Genomic DNA, 23,998 nt, shown 5'->3' on the forward strand with positions numbered 1-23,998 from the left:
ACAGGGCGCACGGTCAGAACCAGTGCAGGCAGTGCGGGTCGCGCTCGGCACGGAAGAGGACGTCGGCGAGGGCGGCCGCGCCCGGACGGTGGGCCCGGATGTGTCCGGCACGCACGAGCGTGCTCGGCGTGGTGCCGCCGAGGTAGACCGAGCCCAGGTCGCTCACGTCCAGGGACAGGTCGGGATCCCGGTCCGTGGGGACGCAGCCGGCCTTGCCGTCCCGGACGGTCAGCAGGTACCGGCCGTGCTCGCCGAGGAACGGGTCGTCCACGTCGAGGACGAGCTCGCCGTCCGTGAACCAGCCGCGCGCGGTCAGGGCACCGGGTATGTCCAGCAGCCGCACCCAGAGCCAGTCGGTGTCGCCGCTCACCTGGCCGGCCCGGAAGTCCGCGAGCTGCCAGCGCAGCGGGTGTCCGGGCGGGAAGTGCTTGAACACGATCTGAGTGACCAGGTCGTGTCCGAGCACGAACCGGGCCAGGCTCGTGAAAACGGCGTCGTCGGCGGCTATGGTCTCGTCGACGGTCAGCGTCTCGGGCTCGCCGATGGAATAGCTGGCGTATCCGTCCGGGGCGCCGTCGCCACCGCGGTGGACGGCGACGTAGCGCGGCGCCGCCGAGACCGGGGGCTGCCCCGCGCCCAGGGCCCACCAACGGTGCGGACGCGACAGGGCGCCGGGCTGTGCGCGGCGGTAGCGGTCGTAGACCTCTTCCAGGATCTCGCCGCACTCGGCGCGCCGCAGCAACTCCACGGTGCCGGTGTCCGAGCCGGCCGCTGAGGCGCCGGCCGTGCCTCGCGCGCGCGGCGGGGTGAGGGCGGCCCGGTGGCGGGGGACGGTGAGCCGCTGGGTGCCGGTCGCCGGTCCGTAGCCGAACCGGCGGTAGATCAGGGCCTCGGAGGCCAGCAGAACGGAGAGGACTTCCCCTCGCCCCCGGAGTTCGGTGAGCTGATGCCGCATCATCGCGCTGAGGACACCGCGGCGCCGGTGCGTGGGGAGAACACCGACGGCGGTCACTCCGCTCGCCGGCACGACGACCGCGCCGGGCAGGGTGAGTTCGAAGGAGTACGCACCTGCGGTGCCCACGGGCCGCCCGTCCGCCGCCAGGGCGAGCAGGTTGCGGTCCATCTCGAGCGCCGACCACCAGACCCCGCCACCCTCGGCGGTCGGGGTCTCAGGAAAGCGCCCGAACGCGGCATGAAGCGTGTCGACGAAGACGTCGAGGTCCTCGTCGGTCGTGGAACGAATCTCCATCGCTGCCGCTGCCTCCCCGGGATACCGGCACCACGACGCGTGGCGCTCCGCCACAATGCGGCGTCCTCCCGTGCCCGGGTCAAGCGAATTACGGCCGCACCCGGCGCGATCCCTGTCTGAGCGCGCCGGCCGCCGTCGTCGCGGACGCCGGGATCTGCGTGCTGCCCCGCGACCTCGCCGATCCCGCAGTGGCGGCCGGTTCCCTTGAGGCGCGCCACCAAGCCCAGGTCCAGCCGTTCAACACGTTGTACCTCGTCACACCCTCCGGGCCGCCACCACCTCCCGTCGCCCTCGTCCACCGGCGGCTGCTGCGGCAGGCCCGCAGTCCGGGGCCGCTCTGACCGCTCCGGCGCGGTGCCGCCGCGCATGTCCGCCGTGGTGGTGGGTACCACCCCTCCCGTACCGGGCGCCGCGCGAGTGGCCGGAGAGCGAGGGGTGTCACAAGTGATCCGAAAGCTGCAGGCGGTCGCGCTGGACTGCGCCGATCCGGTGGGGCTCGCCGAGTTCTACGCCGGACTGCTCGGCGGCCGGGTGGTGAGGGACCCGGAGGATTCCGGCTGGGTCGAGGTGCACGGCTTCGAGGGGACGCCGCTGGCCTGTCAGCGGGTGGACGGCTACCGGCCACCCGAGTGGCCGGGTCAGGAGCGCCCGCAACAACTCCACCTGGACTTCGACGTGGACGACCTCGACGGGGAGGAGAAACGGGCGCTCTCCCTCGGCGCGACCGTGCTGGAGCGAACGGACCAGATCCGCCCGGGGGCCAACTGGCGGGTCTACGCCGACCCGGCGGGCCACCCGTTCTGCCTCTGCCGGCACTGAGCCGCCGGCACCACCCCTCCAGGCCGGCCCAGTCGGCGGCGCAGGCCCTGGAGGCCGTCGTACGCGGACATCACGAGGTCGAGGCCCCGGGTCTCCTCCGCGGGCTCGCGCATCTGGTTGGTCACGTACGCCACCGCCATGCGGGAGTCCGGGTCGATCATGAGCAGGGAGCCGCCCCAGCCGTAGGTGGTGCCGAAAAGGCCGTAGCCCAGGCCCCAGCGCATCGGTATGCCCAGGACCCGGTCCTGGCCCTCGAACTGCACCTGCCGGGCGCGCTCCGTGCCCGCCTCCGACAGCAGGCGCACGCCGTTCACGGCGCCCGCGCACGCCATCACCGACTGGACGAGGGCGACCGAGCGGGCATTGCCGAAGCCGCTCGCCGCGGGGATCTGCGCGCGGCGCCACGCCACGCTGTTGCCGTCCCGCACGCGGATAGCGCCCCCGGACGCGGGCGCCGCGTCCGCCCCCGGCGCGCTCGCGGCGTAGTCCTCGTCCTTGCCGGGCGGCGGGACCAGGGTGGCGACCCGGTCGTCGTGCTCGGAGGCCAGGCCCATGTGGAAGTCCGCGCCCAGTGGCCCGGTCACCTCCTCGGCGAGGAACCGCCCGACGGTGCCGCCGGTGATCCGGCGCACGATCTCGCCGACCAGGAAGCCCTGGGTGAGCGAGTGGTATCCGCCGTCGGTCCCCGGCTCCCAGCGGGGGGCCTGCGCGGCGAGCAGCGAGGTGGCGGCCGGCCAGTCGCAGAAGTCCTCCAGCGTCACCGGGGCGTCCCACTCGGGCAGGCCCGCGGTGTGCGAGAGCAGGTGACGGACCAGCACCTTCTCCTTGCCCGCCGCGGCGAACTCGGGCCAGTACCGGGCGACCGGCGCGTCCAGGTCGAGCGCGCCTCGGTCGGCCAGGATCAGCGCGCACAGCGCGGTCATCGTCTTGGTGACGGACCAGACGTTGGTGATCGTGTCGCGCTGCCACGGCACGGTCCGCCCGCCGTCGGCGAACCCGCCCCAGACGTCGACCACGGGTTCGCCGTCCACGAGGACGGCCACGGAGCCGCCCGCGTCACCGGCGTCGAGCAGCGCGGCCAGTGCGTCGGGCACCGCGGAGAAGAGGTCGTCGTACGTGCCGTGAATATCAGCCACGTCCCGTATTGAGCCCATTCCGGCAGCGCGCGGTCAACCGAATATCGGGCCGGTTCTCAGGCGGGGGCGACCGTGAGGGTGACCACCCAGCGGTGCGGCGAGATCGGCCGGCTACGGGTGAAGCCGTGGTTCTCGAAGACGGCCATGGGGCCGGTGTGCAGGAAGGAACCCGACACCGAACGGTCGTCGGTCTCCTCGGGGTACCCCTCGACCGTGCCCCCGCCCTTGCGGGCGATCTCGGCCAGCGCCCCGCCCAGCGCGGTGTGCGCGACACCGCGCCCGCGCTGCCCCTTGCCGGTGAAGAAACAGGTGACGCGCCAGTCCGGCAGCGTCGTCAGGTCCTTCTCGTACGCGCGTCTGCTCTTGATGTACGGCAGCTCGGCGGGGGAGCCGAACTGGCACCAGCCCACGCAGTCGTCGCCGTCGAGGACGAGCGCGGCATGGGTGGCGCCCTCACGGACGAGCAGCTCCTTCTCGGCCCGGTTCTGCTCGGCGGTGCGGCCCTTGCCGAGCCTGACGTGGAAGCCCATGCACCAGCAGCCGCCCCACACCCCGTTGTTCGCCTCGACCAGCCGGGCGAACGCGGGCCAGGTGCCCTCGTCCAGCAGCCGGACGGTCAGCGGGTCACTCGGGGCGTCACCCGCCTTTCCCTTGCCGCTCACGGGCGCCTCCTGAGCATGCCGGCCGGGCGTCGGGGGCCGTGAGGTCCGCTCCCCGGACGATCGCGCCACGACCGTCGGCAGTGTGCCGCCGGACCGGACACGGGTCAAGGACGGCCGGAGGACACATGGCCAGGCAAGTGAGGACACATGGCCAGGAAAGTGAGGACACACGGGCAGGCAAGTGAGGACACATGGACAGGCAAGTGGAGAGTTGCCTATGCTGGGGGTGTGGCCGACGACCTGTTCAAAGCCTTGGCCGATCCCACCCGCCGGACCATCCTCGACGAGCTGACGGAGAAGTCCGGGCAGACACTGTTCGAGATCTGCTCCCGGCTGAGCATGAAGCACCGGCTGGGCATCTCGCGCCAGGGAGTCTCCCAGCACCTCGCGGTCCTGGAGGCCGCCGGGCTCGTCCAGACCAGGCGCGAGGGCCGCTACAAGTACCACGACCTGAACACGGCCCCGCTGCGGCAGATCACCGAGCGATGGCCCGTGCCCGACCCGTCCGGACCGGAAAAGAGCACCCCATGAGGATCCACCTGACCAGCGTCTTCGTCGACAACCAGGCCAAGGCCGAGCACTTCTACACCGAAATCCTCGGCTTCGTGAAGAAGCACGACGTCCCGCTGGGGGAGGAGGCCCGGTGGCTGACCGTCGTCTCGCCCGAGGAGCCCGACGGCACGGAACTCCTCCTGGAGCCCGCCGGTCACCCGGCCGTCAAGCCCTACCGCGACGCGCTCGTGCAGGACGGCATCCCGCTCGCCCAGTTCGCCGTCGACGACGTGAAGGCGGAGTACGAGCGCCTGCGCGGCCTCGGCGTCCACTTCACCCAGGAGCCCCTGGAGATGGGCCCCGTCACCACCGCGGTGTTCGACGACACCTGCGGCAACCTGATCCAGATCGCGACCAAGCCGCAGTAGGCGACCGCCCGTGCGCAGTCGGCCCGCCGCTTCGACCGGGTCCGCCGCTCCGACCGGGTCCGCACCTCACTCGAAGAGCGGATGTCTCGCCTCGTCCGGGTGCCCGATCTCGACGGCGGCGAGGGCGAGTCCGACGTCACCGCGGTACAGGCTGTGCCTCCACGGCCCCGCCGGCCTGGCGTCCTGGCTCTTGAGGGCGCTCTGCAGCCGTTCGGAGGCACGCTCGAGCCATGCCTCCTCCCGCGTGTGGCGGTACATGTTCAGCAAGGCGAAGACGTGTCCGGCCTGGCCGCAGCACAGGGTCGTGTTGGGTTCCCGGTCGTCGTAGGTCGCGAACGCGGCGGCGACCGCGATGTCCCGGTACGTGGTGTCGCCGAGAGTGCGATGAGCCGCGTTCCACAGGTACACGTGTCCGGGCGACCCGTGGCACCAGCTGTTCATGAAGGACGGAGGCGCCTGATCGACGCGAACGGGCCAGCGCAGACCGCGCCCCGCTCGTACGCCCCGGCCGCCCAGCTCGGCGAGGTGCCCGACGACGCGGTCGTCGATGTCCCGGCCCGCGACCTCCCACCACGTGGTGAGCGTGTAGAGCAGACCGGCCCACCCGTGGGCCGCCCCGGTGTGGTGCGGAACCGCGCCGTCCGGGGCGTCACGCCGGTGGCCGAGGACCTGTCCGGCCACATGACCGGCGTACGCGTTGGCGCGGTCGGTCAGCCGCTCCAGCAGATCCTTCGTGTCCTGGTCCTGGTCCCGGTCCCTCACCTCCCGCAGGCTCCTCACGAGGTGTGAGCAGCCGGCGAGCGCGCTGGTCGTTCCCAAAGTGGGGTCCACGCCTTGGGCCGGCCGGTCCACCAGGTCCAGGTAGGCGCGCGCGGCCGTGAGGAGCGTCCGGGTGTCGCCCCTCGCGTGGGCACCTCCGCGCCCACGAGGTCGCCGAGGTCTTCGCTGCTGACGCCGGGCCAGCGGGGTGGGGGCAGCCGGGTCGGAACCGCGACCTGCTGGAACAGACGGGCCGTCGAAGAACTTACGGCCTTGATCGTTGCGGAGCCGGCCCCCACCCGCACCACACCATCTTCCGCGAGCTTCCCGTCACTTGGCGGAGCGACTATTGACGGGGATGCCAAGTTCGGAGCGTAGGATCCGGGGCGAAGCCGGGCCGGTGGAATCGTTTCGGGTACGGCCCGGAGGTGATTGACTGCCCCGGCCGGCGTCACAGTGCGGCCGGGTCGGTCCGAGTTCCGAGGAGAAGCGCAGTCATGAGCGGTCCGTACGCCTACGAGTACAAGGTGGTCAGCTTCCGGGAGTCGCTGATCGGCGACGCGCTGGACAGCGACAAGCTGGAGAAGGTCCTGAACAAGCACGCCGAGGACGGCTGGGGTCTCAAGGCCATCACCTCGGCCGACGTCAAGGGGCGCATAGGTCCCGGAGCCGTCGAGGGGCTGCTGCTCACCTTCGAGCGCCCGCGCCAGTAATTCGCGCGGCGTCCCGCGCGGCATCGGGCCGGCCATCCGGACGGTCCCCGCAACGGGGCCGTGCCGGTGCGGGCCAAGCCACGCCACTACGGGACCGTGTCGGCAGGCGTGGCCTGTTCCGTCCAGATGATTTTGCCGGTCGCCGTGAACCGGGTCCCCCACCGCTGGGCGAGCTGGGCGACGATCAGCAGTCCGCGCCCGCCCTCGTCGGTGGTCCGCGCATGGCGCAGCCGCGGCAGGGTGCTGCTGCCGTCGAAGACCTCGCAGATGAGGTTGCGGTCCCGGATCAGGCGCAGGGAGACCGGGCCGGTCGCATGACGGATCGCGTTGGTGACCAGCTCGCTGACGATCAGCTCCGTGGTGAACGTCAGGGCGTCCATGCCCCAGTCGGTCAGCTGCCGCCCGGCGAGAGTGCGGGCGCGCCCGACGGCGGCCGGGTCGCTGGGCAGGTCCCAGCAGGCGACCCGGTTGGGCGCCAGCACGTTGGTCCGGGCCAGCAGCAGCGCCGCGTCGTCGGACGGCGGACCGGCCAGCAGGGCGTCGACGACATGGAGCCCGGTCTCCTCCAGCGCCGGCTTGCGTGCCACCAGCGCCTCGCACAGCCGGGCGAGCCCGAGGTCGATGTCCCGGTCCCGGGTCTCGACGAGACCGTCGGTGTAGAGCGCGATGAGGCTGCCCTCGGCCAGGTCGATCTCGGTGGACTCGAAGGGCAGGTATCCCAGACCGAGCGGTGGCCCGGCGGGCAGGTCCAGTACCTTGGCGTTGCCGTCCGGGGTGACGACGACGGGCGGGAGGTGGCCGGCCCGGGCGAGGGTGCACCGTCTGCTGACCGGGTCGTACACGGCGTACAGACAGGTGGCCCCCAGCAAGGTGTCGGGCGCGGTCCCGTCATCGGCCACCACCGGCTCCCCGTCGCCCTGCGCCCCCATGAGCCCGATGACCAGGTCGTCCAGGTGGGCCAGCAGTTCCTCCGGGGTGAGGTCCAGGTCGGCGAGGGTGCGTACCGCGGTGCGCAGGCGTCCCATCGTCGCCGCCGCGGGCATGCCGTGCCCGACCACGTCGCCGACGACCAGGGCGACCCGGGCGCCGGACAGCGGGATCACGTCGAACCAGTCGCCGCCCACACCGCTCGGGGCGTCCGCGGGCAGGTACCACGACGCCACTTCCAGCGCGGAGCCCCCGGTCAGCTCCTGCGGCAGCAGATAGCGCTGCATGGAGCGGGCCGCGGAGCGCTCGCGGGTGAAGCGGCGCGCGTTGTCGACGGACACCGCCGCCCGGGAGACGAGCTCCTCGGCCAGCCGCACGTCGTCCTCGGCGAAGCCCGGACGCTGTGACCGGGCGAATGTGGCGACGCCGAGGGTGACTCCGCGCGCCCGCAGCGGAATGACCATCAGCGAGCGGAAGTCGAACCTCAGGATCGAGGCGCCCAGCGACTCGTCCTCGGTGATCCACGCGCTGGTCGACCGGTTCAGGACAGCCTCCACCAGCGTCCGGCTCTCCAGCAGGCAGCGGGTCACCGGGGAGGAGGCGGCCCGCCGGACCGTGTCTCCCACGTCCAGGCTCGCCTCCGGGCAGCCCTCGCGCACGGACTGCTGCCCCGCGCGGCGGATGACGGGCGTCATGCCGACCGGGCCCGGAGCCGGCTCCTCACCCTCGATGACCGCGTCCAGCAGATCGACGGCGACGAAGTCGGCGAGGGCCGGCACGCACTCGTCGGCCAGTTCCTGCGCGGTCCGCGTCACATCCAGCGTGCTGCCGATGCGCGCGCCCGCGTCGTTGAGCAGCGCCAACCGCTCCTGGGCCCACCAGCGCTCGGTGACGTCGATGATCATGTACCAGACCCCGACGTCCCGGCCCTGGCGGTCCTTCATGCCGAAGAAGGAGGCCGAGAAGGCGCGCCTGCGGTCGGGGTCGGTGTAGCTGGGGCCGCGGAACTCGTAGTCCATCACGGGTCTGCCGGTCGCCAGCACGCTGCGCATGTTCGTCTCGAAGGCCTCGGCCTCCAGTTCGGGCAGTACCTCCCTGATCGACCGCCCCAGCCGCTGTTCGAGGGGGATCAGGCGGTCCAGCGGTTCGTTGACCCAGACGTAGCGCAGATCGGCGTCCAGGACCGCCATCCCGACCGGTGCGTGGGTGAAGAACGGCGTCAGTTTCAGCTGGCTCACCCCGCCACCCGGCATGCGCCAGAAGGCCCGTCTGGGCGGCCGGCCGACGAACCTGCCGAAGAACAGCGCGGCGGCCGTGGCCACCACCACGCCCGGCACCATCTCGTAGACGTCCGACCGGAGCGGGCCCAGGTAGGGGTTGACCTCCTTCCAGAGCAGCACCGTGGCCGCGCCGGAGACGATGCCGGCGATGGCCCCCGCCCAGGTCATGCGCGGCCAGTACAGCGACAGCAGCACGACCGGGCCGAAGGCGGCCCCGAAGCCCGCCCAGGCGTAGGCGACGATCCCGAGCAGCCCGCCGCCCTTGAGGGCGATCGCGTAGGCCACCAGGATCACCACGACGACGGCGACGCGCCCGATCCACACGAGCGACCGGTCCGAGGCGCGCCGGTTGAGGAACGCGCGGTAGAAGTCCTCCGTGAGGGCGACTGAGGACACGCAGAGCTGGCTGTCGGCGGTCGACATGATGGCGGCCAGTACGGCGATCAGCAGCACGCCGGCGAGCCACGGGTTGAGCAGGGCGCGGCTCAACACGATGTAGACGGTTTCCGGGTCGGTCAGCGGCGTACGGGACCGTGCGATTCCGACCAGGCCGACGAGCGTGGCGCCGGCGAGCACGACGACGACCCAGCCGGTCTCGATGCGGCGGGCCGCCGGGACCGCCTCGGGGCTGCGGATGCCCATGAAGCGGGCCAGGATGTGGGGCTGCCCGAAGTAGCCGAGCCCCCACGCGAGCAGCGAGATGATCGCCACGGCGCCGAGCGACCCGCCCGCGGACCACTGGCCGTTCGCGAAGTCGACCCTGCTCCCCATGTCCAGCAGGTCCGGCGATCTGGCGTCGACGGCGTCGGCCATGGTCCCGAAGCCGCCGAGCGCGCTGATTCCCACCGCTGGAAGCACGATCAGGGCGACGAACATCAGGGTCGCCTGCATCACGTGGGTCGTGCTGACGGCGATGAAGCCGCCCAGGGCCGAGTAGATGACGATCACCGCGGCGGTCAGGGTCACCCCGAGCCCGAAGGGGATATTGAACACATGCTCGAACAGCACCCCGCCCGCCACCAGGCCGCTGGCCACGTAGACGGTGAAGAACACCAGGATGACCACCGCGGAGACCATCCTGAGCGTCCGGGTGCGGTCCTCGAACCGCTCCTCCAGGTACGCCGACAGGCTCACGGCGTTCCCGGCCCGCTCGGTGTACGTACGCAGTCGGGGGGCGACGAAGAGCCAGTTGAGGTACGTGCCGGCGATCAGACCGACCGCGATCCAGCTGGCGCCGACACCGGCCGCGTACACCGCTCCGGGGAGCGCGAGGAAAAGCCAGCCGGACATGTCGCTGGCCCCCGCGGACAGCGCGGCGACGAAGGGGCTGAGCCTGCGGCTGCCCAGGGCGAAGTCGGCGAAGGTGTGAGTGCGGGTGTACGCCCAGACACCGGTTCCGATCATGGCGGCCACGTACACGAGAAACGTGGTCACGATCGGCGCACTCGAATCGATCATGCTGTCCTCGCCTGCGAGGTCCATGAGTACCGTACAAATCTACAGATTGCGGGCGGCGAGGGGCGACCTGACGTGGACCTGCGTGTCCGGAGGGGACCGGCCCGGGCCGTGCGACCCGGGCCGGGCACCTGTTGTTCGGGACGGGGGGAACCGTCAGAGAACGGCGACGGCGGTCTGGTCCGCCGTCGTGTATCCGTCCTTGTCGAAGTAGAAGACGGCGACCTTGACCGTGTCCTTCTTGGCGAAGCGGGTGTCGTAGGCGGTGTGCAGGGTCATGACAGCCTTGTGGTCGCCGTAGTCGCAGACGAGCCGGTCGCTGCCGATGACGCCCGCCGCGCTGCCCGCCTTCGGGCTGTGCGAGTCGAGCGCCGTCGCGTTGGCCACGAGCTGCTGGCCCAGCCCGGGGTCGCAGGAGTAGGTGAGCCGTACCTGCACGTCCTGACCGCTCAGCGACACGGAGTCGATGGTGATCTCATTGGCCTTGGCGAATGCCGAGGGCGCGGTCGCCAGAACGCCGGCACCCGCCACGAGAGCGGTGACCGCGGTTCCGGCAAGGCGTCGCCGCAGGCTGGTCGAATTCATCAGTGGATCCTTTCCCCCTGTGCGGCCACCCATGGTCCGGGGTGTGGAGATTTCTCCAACTGGGCGGGTGAACGCATCAGTTGCTCGTTTTGAGACGCATGTGATCATACGTGATCTTCCCCGCGGGCCGCCGAAAGGGCGGTCAGCGCCGGGCGCCGCTCGCTCACGGCGCCGGCAAGGTGTACGCCGGCATCCGCGACCCGGGGAGCCTGCGGGAACCCGGGCCGACAGCGCTGCGGCTGGATCTCACCGACGAGGAGCAGTCGCCGAGGCCGCGCGTACGGCCGGTGACGTCAGCATCGTCATCAGCAACGCCGGAGTCACCGCAGGGCCGTCGCTCCTCGAGGGCTCGCTCGACGGGGCGCGGCGTGAAAGGGGGGTCGACTGCTTCGGCACCTGGGCCGTCTCCCGGGAGTTTTCGCCGGTCCCGGCGCGATGGCCGCGCTGCTCGTCGACGAGCCCGAAGTGCTCGTCGACGAGGCCGCACAGCGGGTCCGCGCCGCGCTCCCGGAGACCCGGAAGCGCGTACGCCGGCCGCTGGGGAGCTAGGACCGGAGGAAGGCGAGGATGTCCGGGTTGAGCGTGTCGGGGTTGGTCGACAGCATCCCGTGCGGGAACCCGTCGTAGGCCTTGAGGGTGCCGTCCTTCAGCAGCTCCACCGACAGCGGCGCCGCGTCCTCGTACGGGACCACCTGGTCGTCCGTGCCGTGCGCGACGAGCACCGGGACGTCGATCTGCCTCAGGTCCTCGGTGAAGTCGGTCTCGGAGAACGCCTTGATGCACTCGTAGTGGGCGTTGGCCGCGCCCGTCATTCCCTGTCGCCACCAGTTGTGGATCAGCCCCTGGGACACGTTCGCCCCCGGCCGGTTGAAGCCGTAGAAGGGCCCGGAGGGGACGTCGATGTAGAACTGCGATCGGTTGGCGGCCAGAGCCTTCCTGAACCCGTCGAAGACCTCGATCGGCAGGCCGCCGGGGTTGGCGTCCGACTTGACCATGATCGGCGGCACCGCGCTGACCAGCACCGCTTTCGCGACCCGCCCGCGCCGGGCTCGGGCGACGTACCGCGCGACCTCTCCGCCGCCCGTCGAGTGCCCGATGTGGAAGGCCTCCCGCAGATCGAGGTGGTCGGTCAGGGCCGTCACGTCCGCGGCGTAGGTGTCCATGTCGTGGCCGGTGGCGCTCTGGGTGGAACGCCCGTGGCCGCGGCGGTCGTGCGCGATGACGCGGTAGCCGTGCGACAGGAAGAACAACATCTGGTTGTCCCAGTCGTCCGCGCTCAGCGGCCATCCGTGGTGGAAGACGACCGGCCGGCCGTCGCGAGGGCCCCAGTCCTTGTAGAAGATGACCGTGCCGTCGTCGGTGGTAACGGTACCCATCGCTGAGCCCTCCGCTTGATCGCAACTGGCCCCCCGGGACCGGCGCCCCGTCCTTCCGGGAACACGGGCTTCCGGAGCCATGGACTTCCAGGGCGGGCAACGCCTCGACAACGCTACGCCGATGTGACGGACGGCACATCTCGCGGCTCGGGCGAGGGGCGGCGGGTGCTCACGCCCAGAGCTCGTGGCTCTCGCATACGCGGGCACCCATGTTGCGCTCCATCATCCGCAGTGCCGCCCGGGCGAGGTCCTCGTGGATGTGCGCGACCGCGTCCTTGGGGACGACCACGTCGAAGTGACGGATGTGGGCGTCGAGAGCCGAGTAGAGCACGCACTGCTCGGTCACCTGCCCCACCAGCACGAGCCGGGTGAGGCCCTGCTGGCGGAGCAGGTACTCCAGCGGTGTCTCGAAGAAGACCGAATGGCGGGTCTTGAGCACGAACAGGGAGTCCGAGTCGGGCTTGAGCGGCTCGACCAGGTGGGCGTGGGGTCCCGCGAGGGCGTGGTCCAGCAACTCGCCGTGATGCGAGCGCCATTCGCCGAAGTTGTCGTTGACGTAGATCACCGGGATTTCCTGGTCCCGTGCGCGCCGCAGCAGACCGGTGATGACCGGCACGACCGGTTCCACCGACGGGATCAGCAGTTCGGCGTCCTTGTGGTCGTAGGTGTTGATCATGTCGATGACGATCAGCGCGGGCTTGCTCATACGGCCAGGGTTCCCCTCCGGGGGATTGACGTGGCTCCCCCAGGAGGGGTTAATTCCTTGATGCGGTGCATGGGAGCGCTCCCAGGCTCTCAGGCTTGCCGTGAACGTGCACGGCCACCCCACGTATCAGAGGAGCCGCCCGCATGACCGCACGCGACCGCGCCGGAAGCGCCGGAAGCACCGGAAGCACCGACAGAACCTCCACCAACCTCCGTCCAATCGCCGTCGCCGCGACCGCGGCCGCGCTGGCCGTAGCCGCGCTGACCGCCACCCCCGCACAGGCGCGGCCCACGCACTCCTCGCCGCCTTCCGCCCTCTACACCCCGCCCGCGAACCCGGACGCCGACCGGCAGATCCTGGACCTGGTGCGGCATCGGAAGCTCAAGGACGCGGCCGGTGTGCTGGCGATGACACGGACACCGCAGGCCGTGTGGTACGGCGACGGCACGCCCGACGAGGTACGGGCCTCGGTGCGCAGAACGGTCGTGGACGCGGCCCGGCACCACGCGCTGCCCGTGCTGGCGCTCTACAACATCCCGGGCCGGGACTGCGCCCAGTACTCGGCCGGCGGGGCCGCCGACACGCCCCAGTACGAGGCATGGATCGACGCGGTGCGCGCGGGCATCGGAAGCCAGCCCGCCACCGTGATCCTGGAGCCGGACTCGCTCGCGCTGCTGCCCTCGGACTGCGGCCAGGACGACGCGCAGGGCAGCAGGACCGCCGAGCGCTACACGGAGATCCACTACGCGGTGGAGGCCCTGGAACCGCTCGCCGGGACCAAGGTCTACCTGGACGCCGGGCACAGCGGCTGGCACAGCGTCAACGACATCGTGCCCCGCCTGGTCGCAGGCGGCATCGACGACGCCACCGGCTTCTTCCTCAACATCTCCAACTACCGCTCCGACAGCGAACTGGCCTGGTACGGCAAGCTCGTCTCGTCCTGCCTGAGCTACGTATCGGCCGGCGGCGCGGCGGCCGACTGCCCCAACAAGTGGTGGGCCGTGAACGACGCGCAGGCATGGCTCGACGCGCATGTGCACGCGGCGCCCTCCGCCATGAAGCACTTCGTCACCGACACCAGCCGCAACGGCCAGGGCCCGTGGGTCCCGCCGTCCGGCGTCTACTCCGACCCGCAGGACTGGTGCAACCCGCCCGCTCGCGGCGCCGGCGCCCGGCCCACCCTCGACACGGGGGACCCGCTCGCCGACGCCGAACTGTGGGTGAAGATCCCCGGGGAGTCGGACGGCCAGTGCACCCGCGGCACACCCGGCCCGGACGACCCCGAACGCGGCTACCAGGACCCGGCGGCAGGCAAGTGGTTCCCCCAGCAGGCCCTGGAACTGGTGCACAACGCCAACCCCCGGCTGCTGCTCCCCTGAACGTCAGCGCGGCGGTGTGCCGGACACCTGCTTTCCGCGGCCGCCGCTCCGCGCTGTCGTGCCAGGTGCCGGTGCGGACGCCGGGCCGTGCTGAAGGCAGGCCCGTCAGAGCTACGACGTCACCACGCCCCGGCAGCTGGTCTGCCCCCAGTGCCGCCCCGAGACCCACGGCTCCGCCTTCTGCCCCGGCTGCGGTTACCGACTGGCCCGGCCCGGACACTGCGGGTCTGCTCCACGGTCCTGCCCGTCGGCGCGGCGTTCTTCCCGGCTGCGGCGCCTGCCCGTGGGCCGTGACGGCTCCCGCACCTACGGTGAGGCTGTTCGACTCCTTCACGTACCGTGACGGTGTTCGGCACCCGGATGCGTTCCGGCCGGAGTGTGCCGACATGGTAGGAACATGGGGGAGCCGAACGGTGAGAGGACTGCGAGGGTGACGGCACAACCCAGTGACATCGAGAAGGCGGCCGGTGTGCTGCGCGCGGGAGGCCTCGTGGCCCTCCCGACCGAGACGGTCTACGGTCTGGGCGCCAACGCCGAGGACCCCGCCGCCGTCTCCCGCATCTTCCGGGCCAAGGGGCGCCCGCCCAACCACCCGCTGATCGTCCACATCGGCGGCGCGGAGCAACTGGACGACTGGGTCGAGGAGGTGCCGGCGAGCGCGCGGCTGCTGGCGGAACACTTCTGGCCGGGGCCGCTCACCCTCGTCCTGCGGCGCGGCCGCCGGGTGCCCCTCGAAGCGACGGGCGGTCTGGAGACGGTGGCCGTGCGCGTGCCCGACCACCCCGTCGCCCTCGCCCTGCTCTCCGCCTTCGGCGGCGGCGTCACCGCCCCGTCCGCCAACCGCTTCGGCTCGGTCAGCCCCACCACGGCGCAGCACGTCCGCACCGAACTCGGCGACGCGGTCGACTTCGTCCTGGACGGCGGCGACTGCAAGGTCGGAGTCGAATCGACCATCGTCGACGCCACGGGCGACACCCTGAGCATCCTCCGGCCCGGCGGTGTGACGCGCGAGGACCTCGAAGCCGTACTGGGGCACCCGCTCGCCGTGCCCGTGACCAGCCGGGTCCGGGTGCCGGGCCAGCATCCGTCCCACTACGCGCCGCGCGCGCGGGTCGTCCTCGTCGAGCCCGAGAAGGTCGCCGCCGAAGCACGGCTCGCGCAGGAACTCGGTCATCAGGTGGGCGTCTTCCTTCCCCCCTCCCTCGCCGACACCCCGGTGAAGGCGCACGCCGTGGTGGCCCTTCCGGCCTCGATGGCCGCCTACGCGCGCGGGCTGTACGGATTCCTGCGGGAACTCGACGAACAGGGGTGCGACCTCATCATCGCCTCCCTGCCGGCGGAGGAGGGCCTGGGACTGGCCATCGCGAACCGTCTCCGCCGCGCCGCGGGACCCCGGCCCACCGTCTGACCGGCACCGACGCCGGCACGGGCACCGGCGCCGGTGCCGACGTCGGTACGGCGCGGACGCCGCTCGGCGTTCCCGCGGGAGCGCCGAGCGGCGCCGGTCGCGCTCAGCCATGGGCATCCGGGCCGTCGCGACCGAGAGCCGCTCGGAGCCGGCCGAGCCACTCCACGCCCAGCCCGCGCCCGTCGGGGAACTGATCGTCCCGGTCCCAGCGCCACGCCGTGATCATCGCCAGGACGAGCACCCGGCACTCGCGCAGCAGGTCCTGATCGGCACCCGGGTAGTGCTCGGCTACTTCTTCGGGCGCATGAGCGAGGTCGAATTCGACAGGACCACGGCAACACGTCTCGAGGTCCACGAACAGCGGCCCTTTCCCCGTGCTGAGCAGGTTGTCCGGGTGCGGCTCGCCGTGCAGCAGCTGCTCGGCGCCGGCGCGCTCGCCGATCGCTCGGCTCAGGCTCCGTAGCGCGTCCCCGAGCAGCTTCCGGTCCGCGTCGGCGAGCGCCGGAGTGCGGTCGTGGTCCGCGACGAGCCGCTGGGCCCGCTCGACCCGGTCCGTGAAGTGCGGTGCCGGGATGTCGAGCCCACGCATACCCGCGTGCAGTCGCTCGAGGGCATGGGCGTAGTCGGCCGCGGGGATCTCGCTCGGTGGTGCGGGTTCGTAGTAGGTCCACAGCGAGATGACAAAGCCGTCACGGGCATGGACGCGAGGCTCCGCCTGGGGCTGGAGAGCCCCCACGGGGCACCCGCATACGGCTAGCCGCTGAACCAGCGCGACTTCGAAGTGCGCGACCTGACGCTGCGCCTCGGGCGCCACCCGGGCCAGGACGTCGCACGGCAGCAGTCGCAGGGTGAGCTTGTTCGAGTTGTGGAGAAGGATCGCCTCGTCGGCCGTCAGGCCGAGTGAGGAGGCGGCCGACAAGGCGGCGGCCACCGCACGCCGAGCCTCTGACGCCCGCATCGTCGCCCGGCCCCTCTCCCTTGAGTGCTGCCGCGACTTTCCATGCGTGCCGCCCGCGTACCGTACCAAGTTGTCGATGCGGAGTGGATGCACGGACGTGATCTACGCCTGGCAGGGTGGTCCCGGTGGACATGAGCGAGGGAACCAAGTGCCTGCTCGCGGTGGGACGTAGGAGTGCCGCCGCCTCAAAACGGCTGGTGCGCGAGGTCGTTGGGCCACTGCTCTTCCTGGCCGTGCTGCCGGCGGCGGGACTCGTGGGCTGTGCGCCGTCCTCCGCCCCGGAGCTCGTCGCGCCGTCGGTCCTGTACGTCTCGCGTGTGCCCCACGACGCCGCCGAGCTGCGCGTCGAGGAGAAGGGGGCCGCCGAGGTCACGGTCACCTTCGACGCCCGTGACCTGAAGGGCGTCGCGGTCATCAAACCGGCGCTGGACGCCTGTCCCGTCCGTCTGCCGGTCTTCCACTGCACGGGGAAGGACGGGGACCCCGCCGCAGGAGGGAAGCGCCAGTACTTCCGCCTCAGTCCCGCGCAGGGCGCCGGGGCGGGTGACTCGGCGGTGCTGCGCTACCGGATGACCTCGCCCGGCCGGCCCGCCGTCACGGGAAGCTCCCGCATTGTGATCGGCAAGCCGGAACTGGTGGTCGACGCACACCCCGACCGACCCGATGCCGACCCGGGCGGCAGCCTCGCCGTCGCACTGACGATACGCAACACGGGCGACGTGCCCGCCCGCGGAGTCGCGCTCTTCATGGACACACGGGACGGCATCGCACCGGCCACCAGGCACAGCAACTGCCTCTACCGGGGAACCACTTCGACGTGGTGCCGTCTGCCCGCGGCCGACGTCGTCATCCATCCCGGAGCGTCCTACCGCCTTGGCGCGCGGGAAGTCCTCAAGGCCGGCCGTGACGCCACGTACCCCAGCGTCTCGTTCCGGGCCGCCGCCCTCGGAACCGACTACGTACCCCCGCCCGAGCCGGCGTCGCAGTACCGCCACGGCGACGGAGCCGCGCTGCGCCTGGTGCCCGCCGGTTCCCGACGCGCGGGGACGGCGGAGGAGGGCTCGTCGGAACTGAGGGTGCCGGTGAACAACAAGACCGACCTCGTGGCCGTCGCCGGCACCGCGCGAGGACCGGTCGGCAGCCGTGCCACGGTGCGCGTGGGCGTACGCAACGACGGCCCCGGCGCGCTCCCGGCCCCGGTGCGGGTCGAGTTCACGGTGCCGTCGGGCACCACCGTCGTCTCCTCCCCCTACGACTTCGAGAGGGACGAGGAAGTGGTCGACCAGAAGTGCCGTGCCCTGGCCCCGGACGGAAAGCCGCTGGCCGAACCGTCCGCGAAACAGCCCGGCGCACGTCGGTACGTGTGTACGGCGCAGGCGGGCGCGGTGGGATCCACGACAACCTTCCCCTTCACCCTCCGCATCGACAAGGACATGGCCCACCGCGGCGGGCGGGTCACCGTCTCCGACGGGGACGCCGGGCGTCCCAGCCACGACACCACGATCGCCGACGACACCGCCGAGGTGGCCGTGGAGGTCTGGCCGGGCCCTTCCTGGGCAACTCCCGGCCACTGTGTGGCGGCGGCGACCGTCCTCGCGGTGCTCCTCGTCGCCGGGGTCCTGGTCGGGTGGCGCTCGAAGCGGTCACGCTGACCCGGGGCGGTGCGGCACGGGGTCGGGGGTTCCGTGTCCGAGTCCCGAGACGCCGGGGCGCTGCGGGAATGGCCCGAGGTCACGCGTGGTTGGCACCAGTCATGCCCGTATCCTCCGCACGCCCCGTGGCTCCCCGCATGCCGCTCGCCGTCTACGTCCTTGCCGTGTCCGTGTTCGCGCTCGGCACCAGCGAGTTCATGCTCTCGGGGCTGCTGCCGCCGATCGCGGACGACATGGGGGTGTCCATCCCGAGGGCGGGCCTGCTGATATCGGCGTTCGCGATCGGCATGGTGGTCGGCGCGCCCCTGCTCGCCGCCGCGACCCTGCGGCTGCCGCGCAAGACCACGCTGGTCGCGCTCCTCGCGGTGTTCGGCCTCGGCCAGACCCTGGGCGCGCTGGCGCCGACGTACGAGGTCCTGTTCGTGTCGCGCGTGGCCAGCGCGCTGGCGTGCGCGGGCTTCTGGGCGGTCGGCGCCGCCGTCGCCATCGCCATGGCGCCGGCCAACGCCCGGGCCCGCGCGATGGCGGTGATGATCGGCGGACTGTCCATCGCCAACGTCCTGGGCGTCCCGGCCGGCGCCTTCCTCGGCGAACACCTCGGCTGGCGGGCTGCGTTCTGGGCCGTGGGCGCGGCCTCCGCGCTGGCGCTCGTCGGCGTGGTGACCCGGATCCCGCACATTCCGGTGCCGGAGCGGCGCAGCGGACTGAAGGGCGAACTGGCCATCTACCGCGACCGCCAGGTCTGGCTGTCCGTCGCCGTCACCGCGCTCGCGGCGGGCGGCGTCTTCTGCGCCTTCTCCTACCTCGCCCCGCTCCTCACCGACGAGGCCGGGCTGGCGGACGGCTGGGTGCCGACCGTGCTCGCGCTGTTCGGCCTCGGTGCGCTGGCCGGCACGACGGTCGGCGGCCGGGTGGCCGACGCGCACCTGTTCGGCGTGCTGCTCTCCGGCATCACCGCGTCGACCGTCCTGCTGGCCGCACTGGCGTTGTTCGCCTCGAGCCCGGTGGCGGTGGTGGGTCTGTCGTTCCTGCTGGGCGTCTCCGCCTTCTACACCGCCCCGGCGCTCAACGCGCGCATGTTCAACGTCGCCGTCGCCGCGCCCACGCTGGCCGGTGCGACGACCACCGCGGCCTTCAACCTCGGCAATACGGGTGGTCCCTGGCTCGGCGGCGCCGTGATCGACGCCGGCTTCGGCTTCGCCTCCACCGCCTGGGCGGGCGCGGCGATGACCACGGCCGCGATCGCGCTGGCGGTCGTGTCGCTGCGGCTGCACGGCCGTACCCGTGTCATCGACGGGCGCGGCACCGATGGACGGACGGTCCTCACGCGGCTGCGCCCCGCCCGTCCGGGCGTCCCGGAGCGGGAGTTGGAGTCCTGCGCCGAGGGGGCGGGTTCCGCTCGGTCCGGGCAGCCGTCAGGAGACGCTCAGGCCCTCTGAGGCCTCTGACGCGGCCCCGGTTCATCTCAGGCCTCGCGACGGAACGGCTCCTGACGGAAGGGGCCGTGGCGGAAGGGGCCGTCGCCGCCGAAGGCGAGCCGGGCGAAGTTCCCGGCGATGCGCTGGTGGCCCTCGGGGCCGGGATGGATCTCGTCGGGCAGGGGCAGTTCGGCGTAGTCCTTCTCGCCGTACAGGTCGCGGCCGTCGAGGTGGTGAAGGTACGGGTCGTCCGCCCTCCGTTCGTCCACGATGCGAGCCAGCGCCTCCCGGATGACGGTGAGCGTCAGGCGCCCGGCTGCGCGTTCGGCCGGGTCGCCGGTGGCCTTGAAGCGCAGGGTGCCGCCGTCGAAGTCGGGCATCAGGGGGCCTGGAGTGTCCTCCTGCACCGGGCACAGGATGGGGGACACCACCAGGAGCGGTGTGGTCGGATGCCCCTCGCGGATGGTGTCCAGGAAGCCGTGGACGGCGGGAACGAAGGCGCGCAGACGCATCACGTCGGCGTTGACGATGTTGATGCCGAGCTTGACGCTGATCAGGTCCGCGGGGGTGTCGCGCATCGCGCGGGCGGTGAACGGATCCAGCAGCGCGCTGCCGCCGAATCCCATGTTGACCAGTTCCACTCCGCTGCGGGCCGCTGCCAGGGCGGGCCAGGTGGCGGTGGGATGCGCGGCGTCGGAGCCGTGGCTGATGGAGCTGCCGTGGTGGAGCCACACCCTGCGCCCCCGGTCCGGCAGCGGCTCGACGGGAGCGTCGGTGCGCAGGGCGATCAGCTCGGTGACCTCGCTGTGCGGCAGCCAGATCTCGACGTCCTTGTCATGGGCGGGCAGGCCGGTGAACCGGGCGGTGCCGGGCGGACCCTCGCGTACCTCGACCGACTGTGTGGCCATGTCCATGATGCGGAGGTTGCCGCCCGTCACCGTGGTCTGCGCCGCGAGACGGCCGTCGACCAGCAGGTCGTAGACGCCGTCCGCCGGGGCCGGCAGACCTCGGTAGGCCCTCTTGGTGGGCAGTGTGTCCAGCTCGACGGTGGTCGCGCGGCTGCGGAAGACCACGCGCACGCCGGACGGCTGGGCCTCGGCCAGGGTCAGCTGCTCGTCGGGGATCTGCCGGCGCGCCCGCGCGGGCAGCCGGTGCGGCAGCAGCCCGTGCGCGGTGCGTTCCACGTCGAGAGCGCCGCGCAGGAGGCCGTCGGTGACGGGTGCGGTGATGAGGTGATGGTTTGCAGTCATGGCGAAACACATCATGCAGCTACCTAATACGTTTAGGCAAGTCCCTAGAAGCTGTCGGCGGGCGCGTCCACGGAAACGGCCCCCCGCCCTACCGCCGAGGTTTACCCGCGACTACGCCGAAAGTTGACCGCGAACTCCACCCCACGGAGCACGCGCGACGGCCCTCGTTCTCCTAGCCTTCTGACCCGACCGAAGGCACCAACACATTGGGGGATCGAGATGCCTTCACGACACATGGCCGGCCTCGGAATGTCGGTGGCCCTGGCCGGCGGGCTGACCGTCGGCCTGCTTCCCGCCGCGGCCACGGCGGCCCCGGCTCGCGCCGACAGCACCGTGGCACGGCCCGCCGCGGCGAGTGGCAACGCCGTGGCCGCCGGCAGCTGCGCCATCACCCGCTGGGCCAACAAGGGCTACTACAAGTGCGGCACCAGGGTGCTGGACGTGGACTGGGACAAGAACGGCACGACGGACGAGACGTTCGTCGTGGCGGCCAACCGCACGATCTGGCACACCTGGCGCGCCGCCGACGGCTGGAAGGAGATGCCGGGTCACGGACGCGCCGACAACACAGGGGGCTGGGCCAGGATCGCCAACTGGCGTGCCGTCACGGTCTGGGCCGGCAGCACCTCGTACTGCAACACCTTCAAGAGCGGCAAGTGGCACAGCTGGAAGCGCAAGTGCGGTTAGGCGTCACGCGGCGCTCTTCTTGCGGCCGCGGCCGCGGCCGCGGCCGCCGCTTCCGCCCGCGAGGGCGTCGATGAGGTCCTTGCGGCTCATCTTCGAGCGGCCCGGGACGTCCTGTTGGCTGGCCCGCTCGTACAGCTCCGCCTTGCTCAGCTCCTGCAGCTCGCGCTTGGAGGTGCTTCCGCTGCGGCGGGCCCGCGCCGACGGCGTCCCGGCCCTCTCGGGCCGGGCCTTGCGCGTCGGCGCCTTCGCCGTTTTCCCTGCTGCCTCTGCCTTCCCCGTCTTCCCCGTCGTCCCGGATGCCGGTTCACCGCGGCCGGACCGGGCGGCCTGGAGGCTGCCCTCGAGGACCTTCATCAGGTCGATGACGTTGGTCGCCTCCGGCGGCTCCTCCGACACCGCGATCTCCTGGCCCTCGGCCTTGGCCTTGACCAGCTCGCGCACCTTCTCCTGGTAGGTGTCGCGGTAACGGGACGGGTCCCAGTCGGAGCTGAGGGCGTCGACCAGCTCCAGCGCCATGTCCAGCTGCTTGCCGCGCCCCGCCCGCCCCGAGGGCAGCTCGGGCAGCTCCGTGCCGGGGTCGCGGACCTCGTCAGCCCAGTGCAGCGTCTGCAGCACCAGCACGTTGTCCTCCGCGCGCAACGCGGTCAGGTACTGCTTGCTGCGCATGACGAACGTGGCGATCCCGACCTTGTTCGCCTCCGCCAGCGCCGCGCGCAGCAGCTCGTACACCTTGTCGTACTCCTCGCCGCGCGGGGCGACGTAGTAGGTGCGGTCGAAGTAGACCGGCTCGATCGCCTCCAGGTCGACGAAGTCGCTGATGTCGATGGTCCGTGAGCGGCCCGGCGCGATCTCGTCCAGCTCGTCCGGCTCCACCACGACGTACTGGCCCTCGTCGATCTCGTACCCCTTGACGATGTCGCGCGTGGCGACCTCGTCGCCGGTGCGTTCGTTCACCCGCCGGTTGCGGATCCGGTCGGAGGTGCCGCGCTGCAACTGGTGGAAGTGGACCGTGTGGTCCTCGGTCGCCGTATAGAGGCCCACGGGGACGGTGACCAGACCGAAGGTGATCACTCCTGACCAGATCGCCCGGGCCATGACCGTGCTCCGTCCCGTTCGTCCAGCGCCACGGCTGGGGGTGCTCCTCCTGTACGCCTCCACGCTCGCACCGTCGCCCCGATCCCGCGCGCCGGGCCGTCCAAGCGGCCCACGGACATGTCCTGCGCCGTGTTCGCGGTGAACGCCTCCCGGGCCCGCGCGACTTGCCGACCTTTGACGAGTTCTTCCACGGACGTCAACCGCCTGTACATGCCAAGCAGGGTGTGGCGTCCCTAGGGTCCATGGGGTTTTCAAAGGAGGGGCTCATGGACGCATACCTCGCAGTCCGGGCGCGTGGCGTCACGAAGTCCTTCGGTGACGTCGTCGCCCTCGACGGCATCGACCTGGACGTGGCACAGGGCCGGGTCCACGGTCTCGTGGGACCGAACGGCGCCGGCAAGACGACGGCCCTCGGTCTGCTGCTGGGCCTGGCCGTCGCGGACAGCGGGACCCTGGAAATCCTGGGTTCGCCCCTGGGCCGGGGGCTCGCCGCTCCCGGCGGAGTCGGCGGCTTCGTGGACGGGCCCGGTCTCTACCCCTCGCTCACCGCCCGGCAGAACCTCGCCGCGGTGGCGGCCCTGCGCGGGCGCGGGGCGCGCACCGGGGGAGTCGACGACGTGCTCGCGGAGGTCGGGCTCACCGACGTGGCCGACGACCGTGTCCGCGGGTTCTCCCTCGGCATGCGCCAGCGGCTCGGGCTCGCCGCGGCCCTGCTGACCCGGCCCCGGCTGCTCCTGCTCGACGAGCCGTCCAACGGCCTCGACCCGGCCGGCAAGAAGCACGTCCACGGGGTCCTGACCCGCCTCGCGGCGGACGGCGTCGCCGTCGTGCTGTCGAGCCACCGCATGGACGACCTCGAAGCACTCTGCTCGGAGGTCACCGTCCTCGCCACCGGACGCGTCGTCTTCTCCGGCCCGGTGAGCAAGCTGGGCGCCGAGGACCGCGCACTCGACTACCGGCTGCGTACCCCCGACCCCGACGCCGCCCGCCGCATCGCCTCCGGCACGGCCGGGATCCGCATCGTCGACGAGACCGGCGGCGCCGCACGCACGAACGCCGAGGTCCTGGTCGTACGGGCGCTGGCGCCCGCCCTCGACGAACTGGTGGCCGCGCTGGTGCGCGCGGGTGTCGCGGTACGCGAACTGGCCCCCGTGGTCTCACCGCTGGAAGCGGCCTTCCTCGCCCTCACCGAGCAGCAGGAGGCCACCCGTTGACCCCCGCCGACACCACCACTCCGGGCACGACCGGGACAACCGGCACCGCCGCCGGCGCCGGGACCACCGACACCGCCACCGGCGCCGGGACCGCGACCACCGTCGCCGGCGCCGACCGCGCCGCCTTCCGCGCCCCCCTCTCCCGCGCCTACCGCTTCGAGCTCGTCAAACTCCTCTCGCAGTGGCGCGTACGTCTGCTGCTCCTGGCCTGCTGGATGGCGCCGGCCCTCTTCGTCGCCGGGGTGAGCCGGCAGACCACGCTGCCCTCCGACACCCTCTTCGGCCGCTGGATGCACGCCACGGGGTGGGCCGGACCGCTGGTGATCCTCGGTTTCGCCGGGACCTGGGCG

At 71.9% G+C, this 23,998-nt stretch carries 21 protein-coding genes and 1 pseudogene; 11 read left to right on the forward strand and 11 right to left on the reverse strand.

Annotated elements, in window-relative coordinates:
- Positions 1 to 13 precede the first annotated feature (13 nt).
- The gene (locus IE249_RS11750; protein WP_189704726.1) at positions 14 to 1,249 is read right to left on the reverse strand and encodes a GNAT family N-acetyltransferase; all 1,236 of its coding nucleotides are present in this window, start codon (positions 1,247 to 1,249) and stop codon (positions 14 to 16) included.
- 444 nt (positions 1,250 to 1,693) lie between these two features.
- Between IE249_RS11750 and IE249_RS11755 the strand changes: the two genes are divergently transcribed.
- Positions 1,694 to 2,068, forward strand: coding sequence for a VOC family protein (locus IE249_RS11755; protein ID WP_189704727.1), 375 nt, complete (start codon positions 1,694 to 1,696; stop codon positions 2,066 to 2,068).
- On the opposite strand, the gene IE249_RS11760 is transcribed toward IE249_RS11755, so the two are convergent.
- Positions 2,023 to 3,204 (reverse strand): serine hydrolase domain-containing protein, encoded by a 1,182-nt coding sequence (locus IE249_RS11760; protein WP_189704728.1) that lies wholly within the window; start codon positions 3,202 to 3,204, stop codon positions 2,023 to 2,025. The genes IE249_RS11755 and IE249_RS11760 overlap by 46 nt on opposite strands.
- A 56-nt stretch (positions 3,205 to 3,260) precedes the next feature.
- Complete coding sequence (locus IE249_RS11765; RefSeq protein ID WP_229858184.1) at positions 3,261 to 3,866, reverse strand: GNAT family N-acetyltransferase; 606 nt, start codon at positions 3,864 to 3,866, stop codon at positions 3,261 to 3,263.
- Positions 3,867 to 4,094: 228 nt separating this feature from the next.
- Here IE249_RS11765 and IE249_RS11770 point away from each other — a divergent pair, with 228 nt between their 5' ends.
- On the forward strand, positions 4,095 to 4,397 hold the full coding sequence (locus IE249_RS11770; RefSeq protein WP_189704729.1) for an ArsR/SmtB family transcription factor: 303 nt from the start codon (positions 4,095 to 4,097) through the stop codon (positions 4,395 to 4,397).
- Complete coding sequence (locus tag IE249_RS11775) at positions 4,394 to 4,786, forward strand: VOC family protein (RefSeq protein ID WP_189704730.1); 393 nt, start codon at positions 4,394 to 4,396, stop codon at positions 4,784 to 4,786. Before IE249_RS11770 ends, IE249_RS11775 begins: the two co-directional genes overlap by 4 nt.
- A 66-nt stretch (positions 4,787 to 4,852) precedes the next feature.
- On the opposite strand, the gene IE249_RS11780 is transcribed toward IE249_RS11775, so the two are convergent.
- Positions 4,853 to 5,749: a lanthionine synthetase LanC family protein gene (locus IE249_RS11780; RefSeq protein WP_189704921.1), complete on the reverse strand. Its 897-nt coding sequence runs from the start codon at positions 5,747 to 5,749 to the stop codon at positions 4,853 to 4,855.
- A 293-nt stretch (positions 5,750 to 6,042) separates the two neighbouring features.
- Here IE249_RS11780 and IE249_RS11785 point away from each other — a divergent pair, with 293 nt between their 5' ends.
- Positions 6,043 to 6,258, forward strand: a complete 216-nt coding sequence (locus IE249_RS11785) for a DUF4177 domain-containing protein (protein WP_189704731.1) — start codon at positions 6,043 to 6,045, stop codon at positions 6,256 to 6,258.
- A gap of 86 nt (positions 6,259 to 6,344) precedes the next feature.
- Here the strand turns inward: IE249_RS11785 and putP are convergent, their stop codons facing one another.
- From putP to IE249_RS11805, 4 genes are all read right to left on the reverse strand, one after another.
- Positions 6,345 to 9,947, reverse strand: a complete 3,603-nt coding sequence (gene putP, locus IE249_RS11790; RefSeq protein WP_229858191.1) for a sodium/proline symporter PutP — start codon at positions 9,945 to 9,947, stop codon at positions 6,345 to 6,347.
- A 129-nt stretch (positions 9,948 to 10,076) separates the two neighbouring features.
- Complete coding sequence (locus IE249_RS11795; protein WP_189704732.1) at positions 10,077 to 10,505, reverse strand: hypothetical protein; 429 nt, start codon at positions 10,503 to 10,505, stop codon at positions 10,077 to 10,079.
- 545 nt (positions 10,506 to 11,050) lie between these two features.
- Positions 11,051 to 11,881 carry an alpha/beta fold hydrolase gene (locus IE249_RS11800; RefSeq protein WP_189704733.1) on the reverse strand — a complete coding sequence of 277 codons (831 nt, stop codon included), beginning with the start codon at positions 11,879 to 11,881 and terminating at the stop codon, positions 11,051 to 11,053.
- Between the two features lie 169 nt (positions 11,882 to 12,050).
- The gene (locus IE249_RS11805; protein WP_189704734.1) at positions 12,051 to 12,587 is read right to left on the reverse strand and encodes a cysteine hydrolase family protein; all 537 of its coding nucleotides are present in this window, start codon (positions 12,585 to 12,587) and stop codon (positions 12,051 to 12,053) included.
- A 143-nt stretch (positions 12,588 to 12,730) separates the two neighbouring features.
- Between IE249_RS11805 and IE249_RS11810 the strand changes: the two genes are divergently transcribed.
- Both IE249_RS11810 and IE249_RS11815 read left to right on the forward strand, forming a co-directional pair.
- The gene (locus tag IE249_RS11810; protein ID WP_189704735.1) at positions 12,731 to 13,966 is read left to right on the forward strand and encodes a glycoside hydrolase family 6 protein; all 1,236 of its coding nucleotides are present in this window, start codon (positions 12,731 to 12,733) and stop codon (positions 13,964 to 13,966) included.
- A 397-nt stretch (positions 13,967 to 14,363) separates the two neighbouring features.
- Positions 14,364 to 15,374: an L-threonylcarbamoyladenylate synthase gene (locus IE249_RS11815; protein WP_189704736.1), complete on the forward strand. Its 1,011-nt coding sequence runs from the start codon at positions 14,364 to 14,366 to the stop codon at positions 15,372 to 15,374.
- Positions 15,375 to 15,477: 103 nt separating this feature from the next.
- Here the strand turns inward: IE249_RS11815 and IE249_RS11820 are convergent, their stop codons facing one another.
- Entirely contained in the window at positions 15,478 to 16,332 is an 855-nt protein-coding gene (locus IE249_RS11820; RefSeq protein WP_189704737.1) for a phosphotransferase, read from the reverse strand.
- Positions 16,333 to 16,463: 131 nt separating this feature from the next.
- On the opposite strand from IE249_RS11820, the gene IE249_RS11825 reads away from it, so the two are divergent.
- Positions 16,464 to 17,984: a COG1361 family protein gene (locus tag IE249_RS11825; RefSeq protein WP_189704738.1), complete on the forward strand. Its 1,521-nt coding sequence runs from the start codon at positions 16,464 to 16,466 to the stop codon at positions 17,982 to 17,984.
- 137 nt (positions 17,985 to 18,121) lie between these two features.
- Positions 18,122 to 19,423 carry a Cmx/CmrA family chloramphenicol efflux MFS transporter gene (locus IE249_RS11830; RefSeq protein WP_189704923.1) on the forward strand — a complete coding sequence of 434 codons (1,302 nt, stop codon included), beginning with the start codon at positions 18,122 to 18,124 and terminating at the stop codon, positions 19,421 to 19,423.
- A gap of 26 nt (positions 19,424 to 19,449) precedes the next feature.
- Here the strand turns inward: IE249_RS11830 and IE249_RS11835 are convergent, their stop codons facing one another.
- Entirely contained in the window at positions 19,450 to 20,652 is a 1,203-nt protein-coding gene (locus tag IE249_RS11835) for a GDSL-type esterase/lipase family protein (protein ID WP_189704739.1), read from the reverse strand.
- Positions 20,653 to 20,886: 234 nt separating this feature from the next.
- Between IE249_RS11835 and IE249_RS11840 the strand changes: the two genes are divergently transcribed.
- Entirely contained in the window at positions 20,887 to 21,339 is a 453-nt protein-coding gene (locus IE249_RS11840; RefSeq protein WP_189704740.1) for a hypothetical protein, read from the forward strand.
- Between the two features lie 3 nt (positions 21,340 to 21,342).
- Here IE249_RS11840 and ku read toward each other — a convergent pair whose 3' ends face one another.
- Positions 21,343 to 22,434, reverse strand: coding sequence for a non-homologous end joining protein Ku (gene ku, locus IE249_RS11845; RefSeq protein WP_189704741.1), 1,092 nt, complete (start codon positions 22,432 to 22,434; stop codon positions 21,343 to 21,345).
- A gap of 266 nt (positions 22,435 to 22,700) precedes the next feature.
- Between ku and IE249_RS11850 the strand changes: the two genes are divergently transcribed.
- Both IE249_RS11850 and IE249_RS37015 read left to right on the forward strand, forming a co-directional pair.
- Positions 22,701 to 23,648, forward strand: coding sequence for an ABC transporter ATP-binding protein (locus tag IE249_RS11850; RefSeq protein WP_189704742.1), 948 nt, complete (start codon positions 22,701 to 22,703; stop codon positions 23,646 to 23,648).
- Positions 23,645 to 23,998, forward strand: a pseudogene (locus tag IE249_RS37015) (hypothetical protein); the annotation flags it as partial. The gene IE249_RS11850 and the pseudogene IE249_RS37015, both read left to right, overlap by 4 nt.

Source organism: Streptomyces anandii JCM 4720 (assembly GCF_014650655.1).
Taxonomy (GTDB): domain Bacteria; phylum Actinomycetota; class Actinomycetes; order Streptomycetales; family Streptomycetaceae; genus Streptomyces; species Streptomyces anandii.

What these genes read in the sequence shown, in the direction of transcription:
- IE249_RS11795 (WP_189704732.1), bottom strand. Translation starts at nt 10,505, where the DNA reads ATGAATTCGACCAGCCTGCGGCGACGCCTTGCCGGAACCGCGGTCACC.
- putP (WP_229858191.1), bottom strand. Translation starts at nt 9,947, where the DNA reads ATGGACCTCGCAGGCGAGGACAGCATGATCGATTCGAGTGCGCCGATC.
- IE249_RS11750 (WP_189704726.1), bottom strand. Translation starts at nt 1,249, where the DNA reads ATGGAGATTCGTTCCACGACCGACGAGGACCTCGACGTCTTCGTCGAC.
- IE249_RS11785 (WP_189704731.1), top strand. Translation starts at nt 6,043, where the DNA reads ATGAGCGGTCCGTACGCCTACGAGTACAAGGTGGTCAGCTTCCGGGAG.
- IE249_RS11850 (WP_189704742.1), top strand. Translation starts at nt 22,701, where the DNA reads ATGGACGCATACCTCGCAGTCCGGGCGCGTGGCGTCACGAAGTCCTTC.
- IE249_RS11775 (WP_189704730.1), top strand. Translation starts at nt 4,394, where the DNA reads ATGAGGATCCACCTGACCAGCGTCTTCGTCGACAACCAGGCCAAGGCC.
- IE249_RS11830 (WP_189704923.1), top strand. Translation starts at nt 18,122, where the DNA reads ATGCCGCTCGCCGTCTACGTCCTTGCCGTGTCCGTGTTCGCGCTCGGC.
- IE249_RS11800 (WP_189704733.1), bottom strand. Translation starts at nt 11,881, where the DNA reads ATGGGTACCGTTACCACCGACGACGGCACGGTCATCTTCTACAAGGAC.
- IE249_RS11840 (WP_189704740.1), top strand. Translation starts at nt 20,887, where the DNA reads ATGGCCGGCCTCGGAATGTCGGTGGCCCTGGCCGGCGGGCTGACCGTC.
- IE249_RS11825 (WP_189704738.1), top strand. Translation starts at nt 16,464, where the DNA reads ATGAGCGAGGGAACCAAGTGCCTGCTCGCGGTGGGACGTAGGAGTGCC.
- ku (WP_189704741.1), bottom strand. Translation starts at nt 22,434, where the DNA reads ATGGCCCGGGCGATCTGGTCAGGAGTGATCACCTTCGGTCTGGTCACC.
- IE249_RS11815 (WP_189704736.1), top strand. Translation starts at nt 14,364, where the DNA reads ATGGGGGAGCCGAACGGTGAGAGGACTGCGAGGGTGACGGCACAACCC.
- IE249_RS11835 (WP_189704739.1), bottom strand. Translation starts at nt 20,652, where the DNA reads ATGACTGCAAACCATCACCTCATCACCGCACCCGTCACCGACGGCCTC.
- IE249_RS11820 (WP_189704737.1), bottom strand. Translation starts at nt 16,332, where the DNA reads ATGCGGGCGTCAGAGGCTCGGCGTGCGGTGGCCGCCGCCTTGTCGGCC.
- IE249_RS11810 (WP_189704735.1), top strand. Translation starts at nt 12,731, where the DNA reads ATGACCGCACGCGACCGCGCCGGAAGCGCCGGAAGCACCGGAAGCACC.
- IE249_RS11805 (WP_189704734.1), bottom strand. Translation starts at nt 12,587, where the DNA reads ATGAGCAAGCCCGCGCTGATCGTCATCGACATGATCAACACCTACGAC.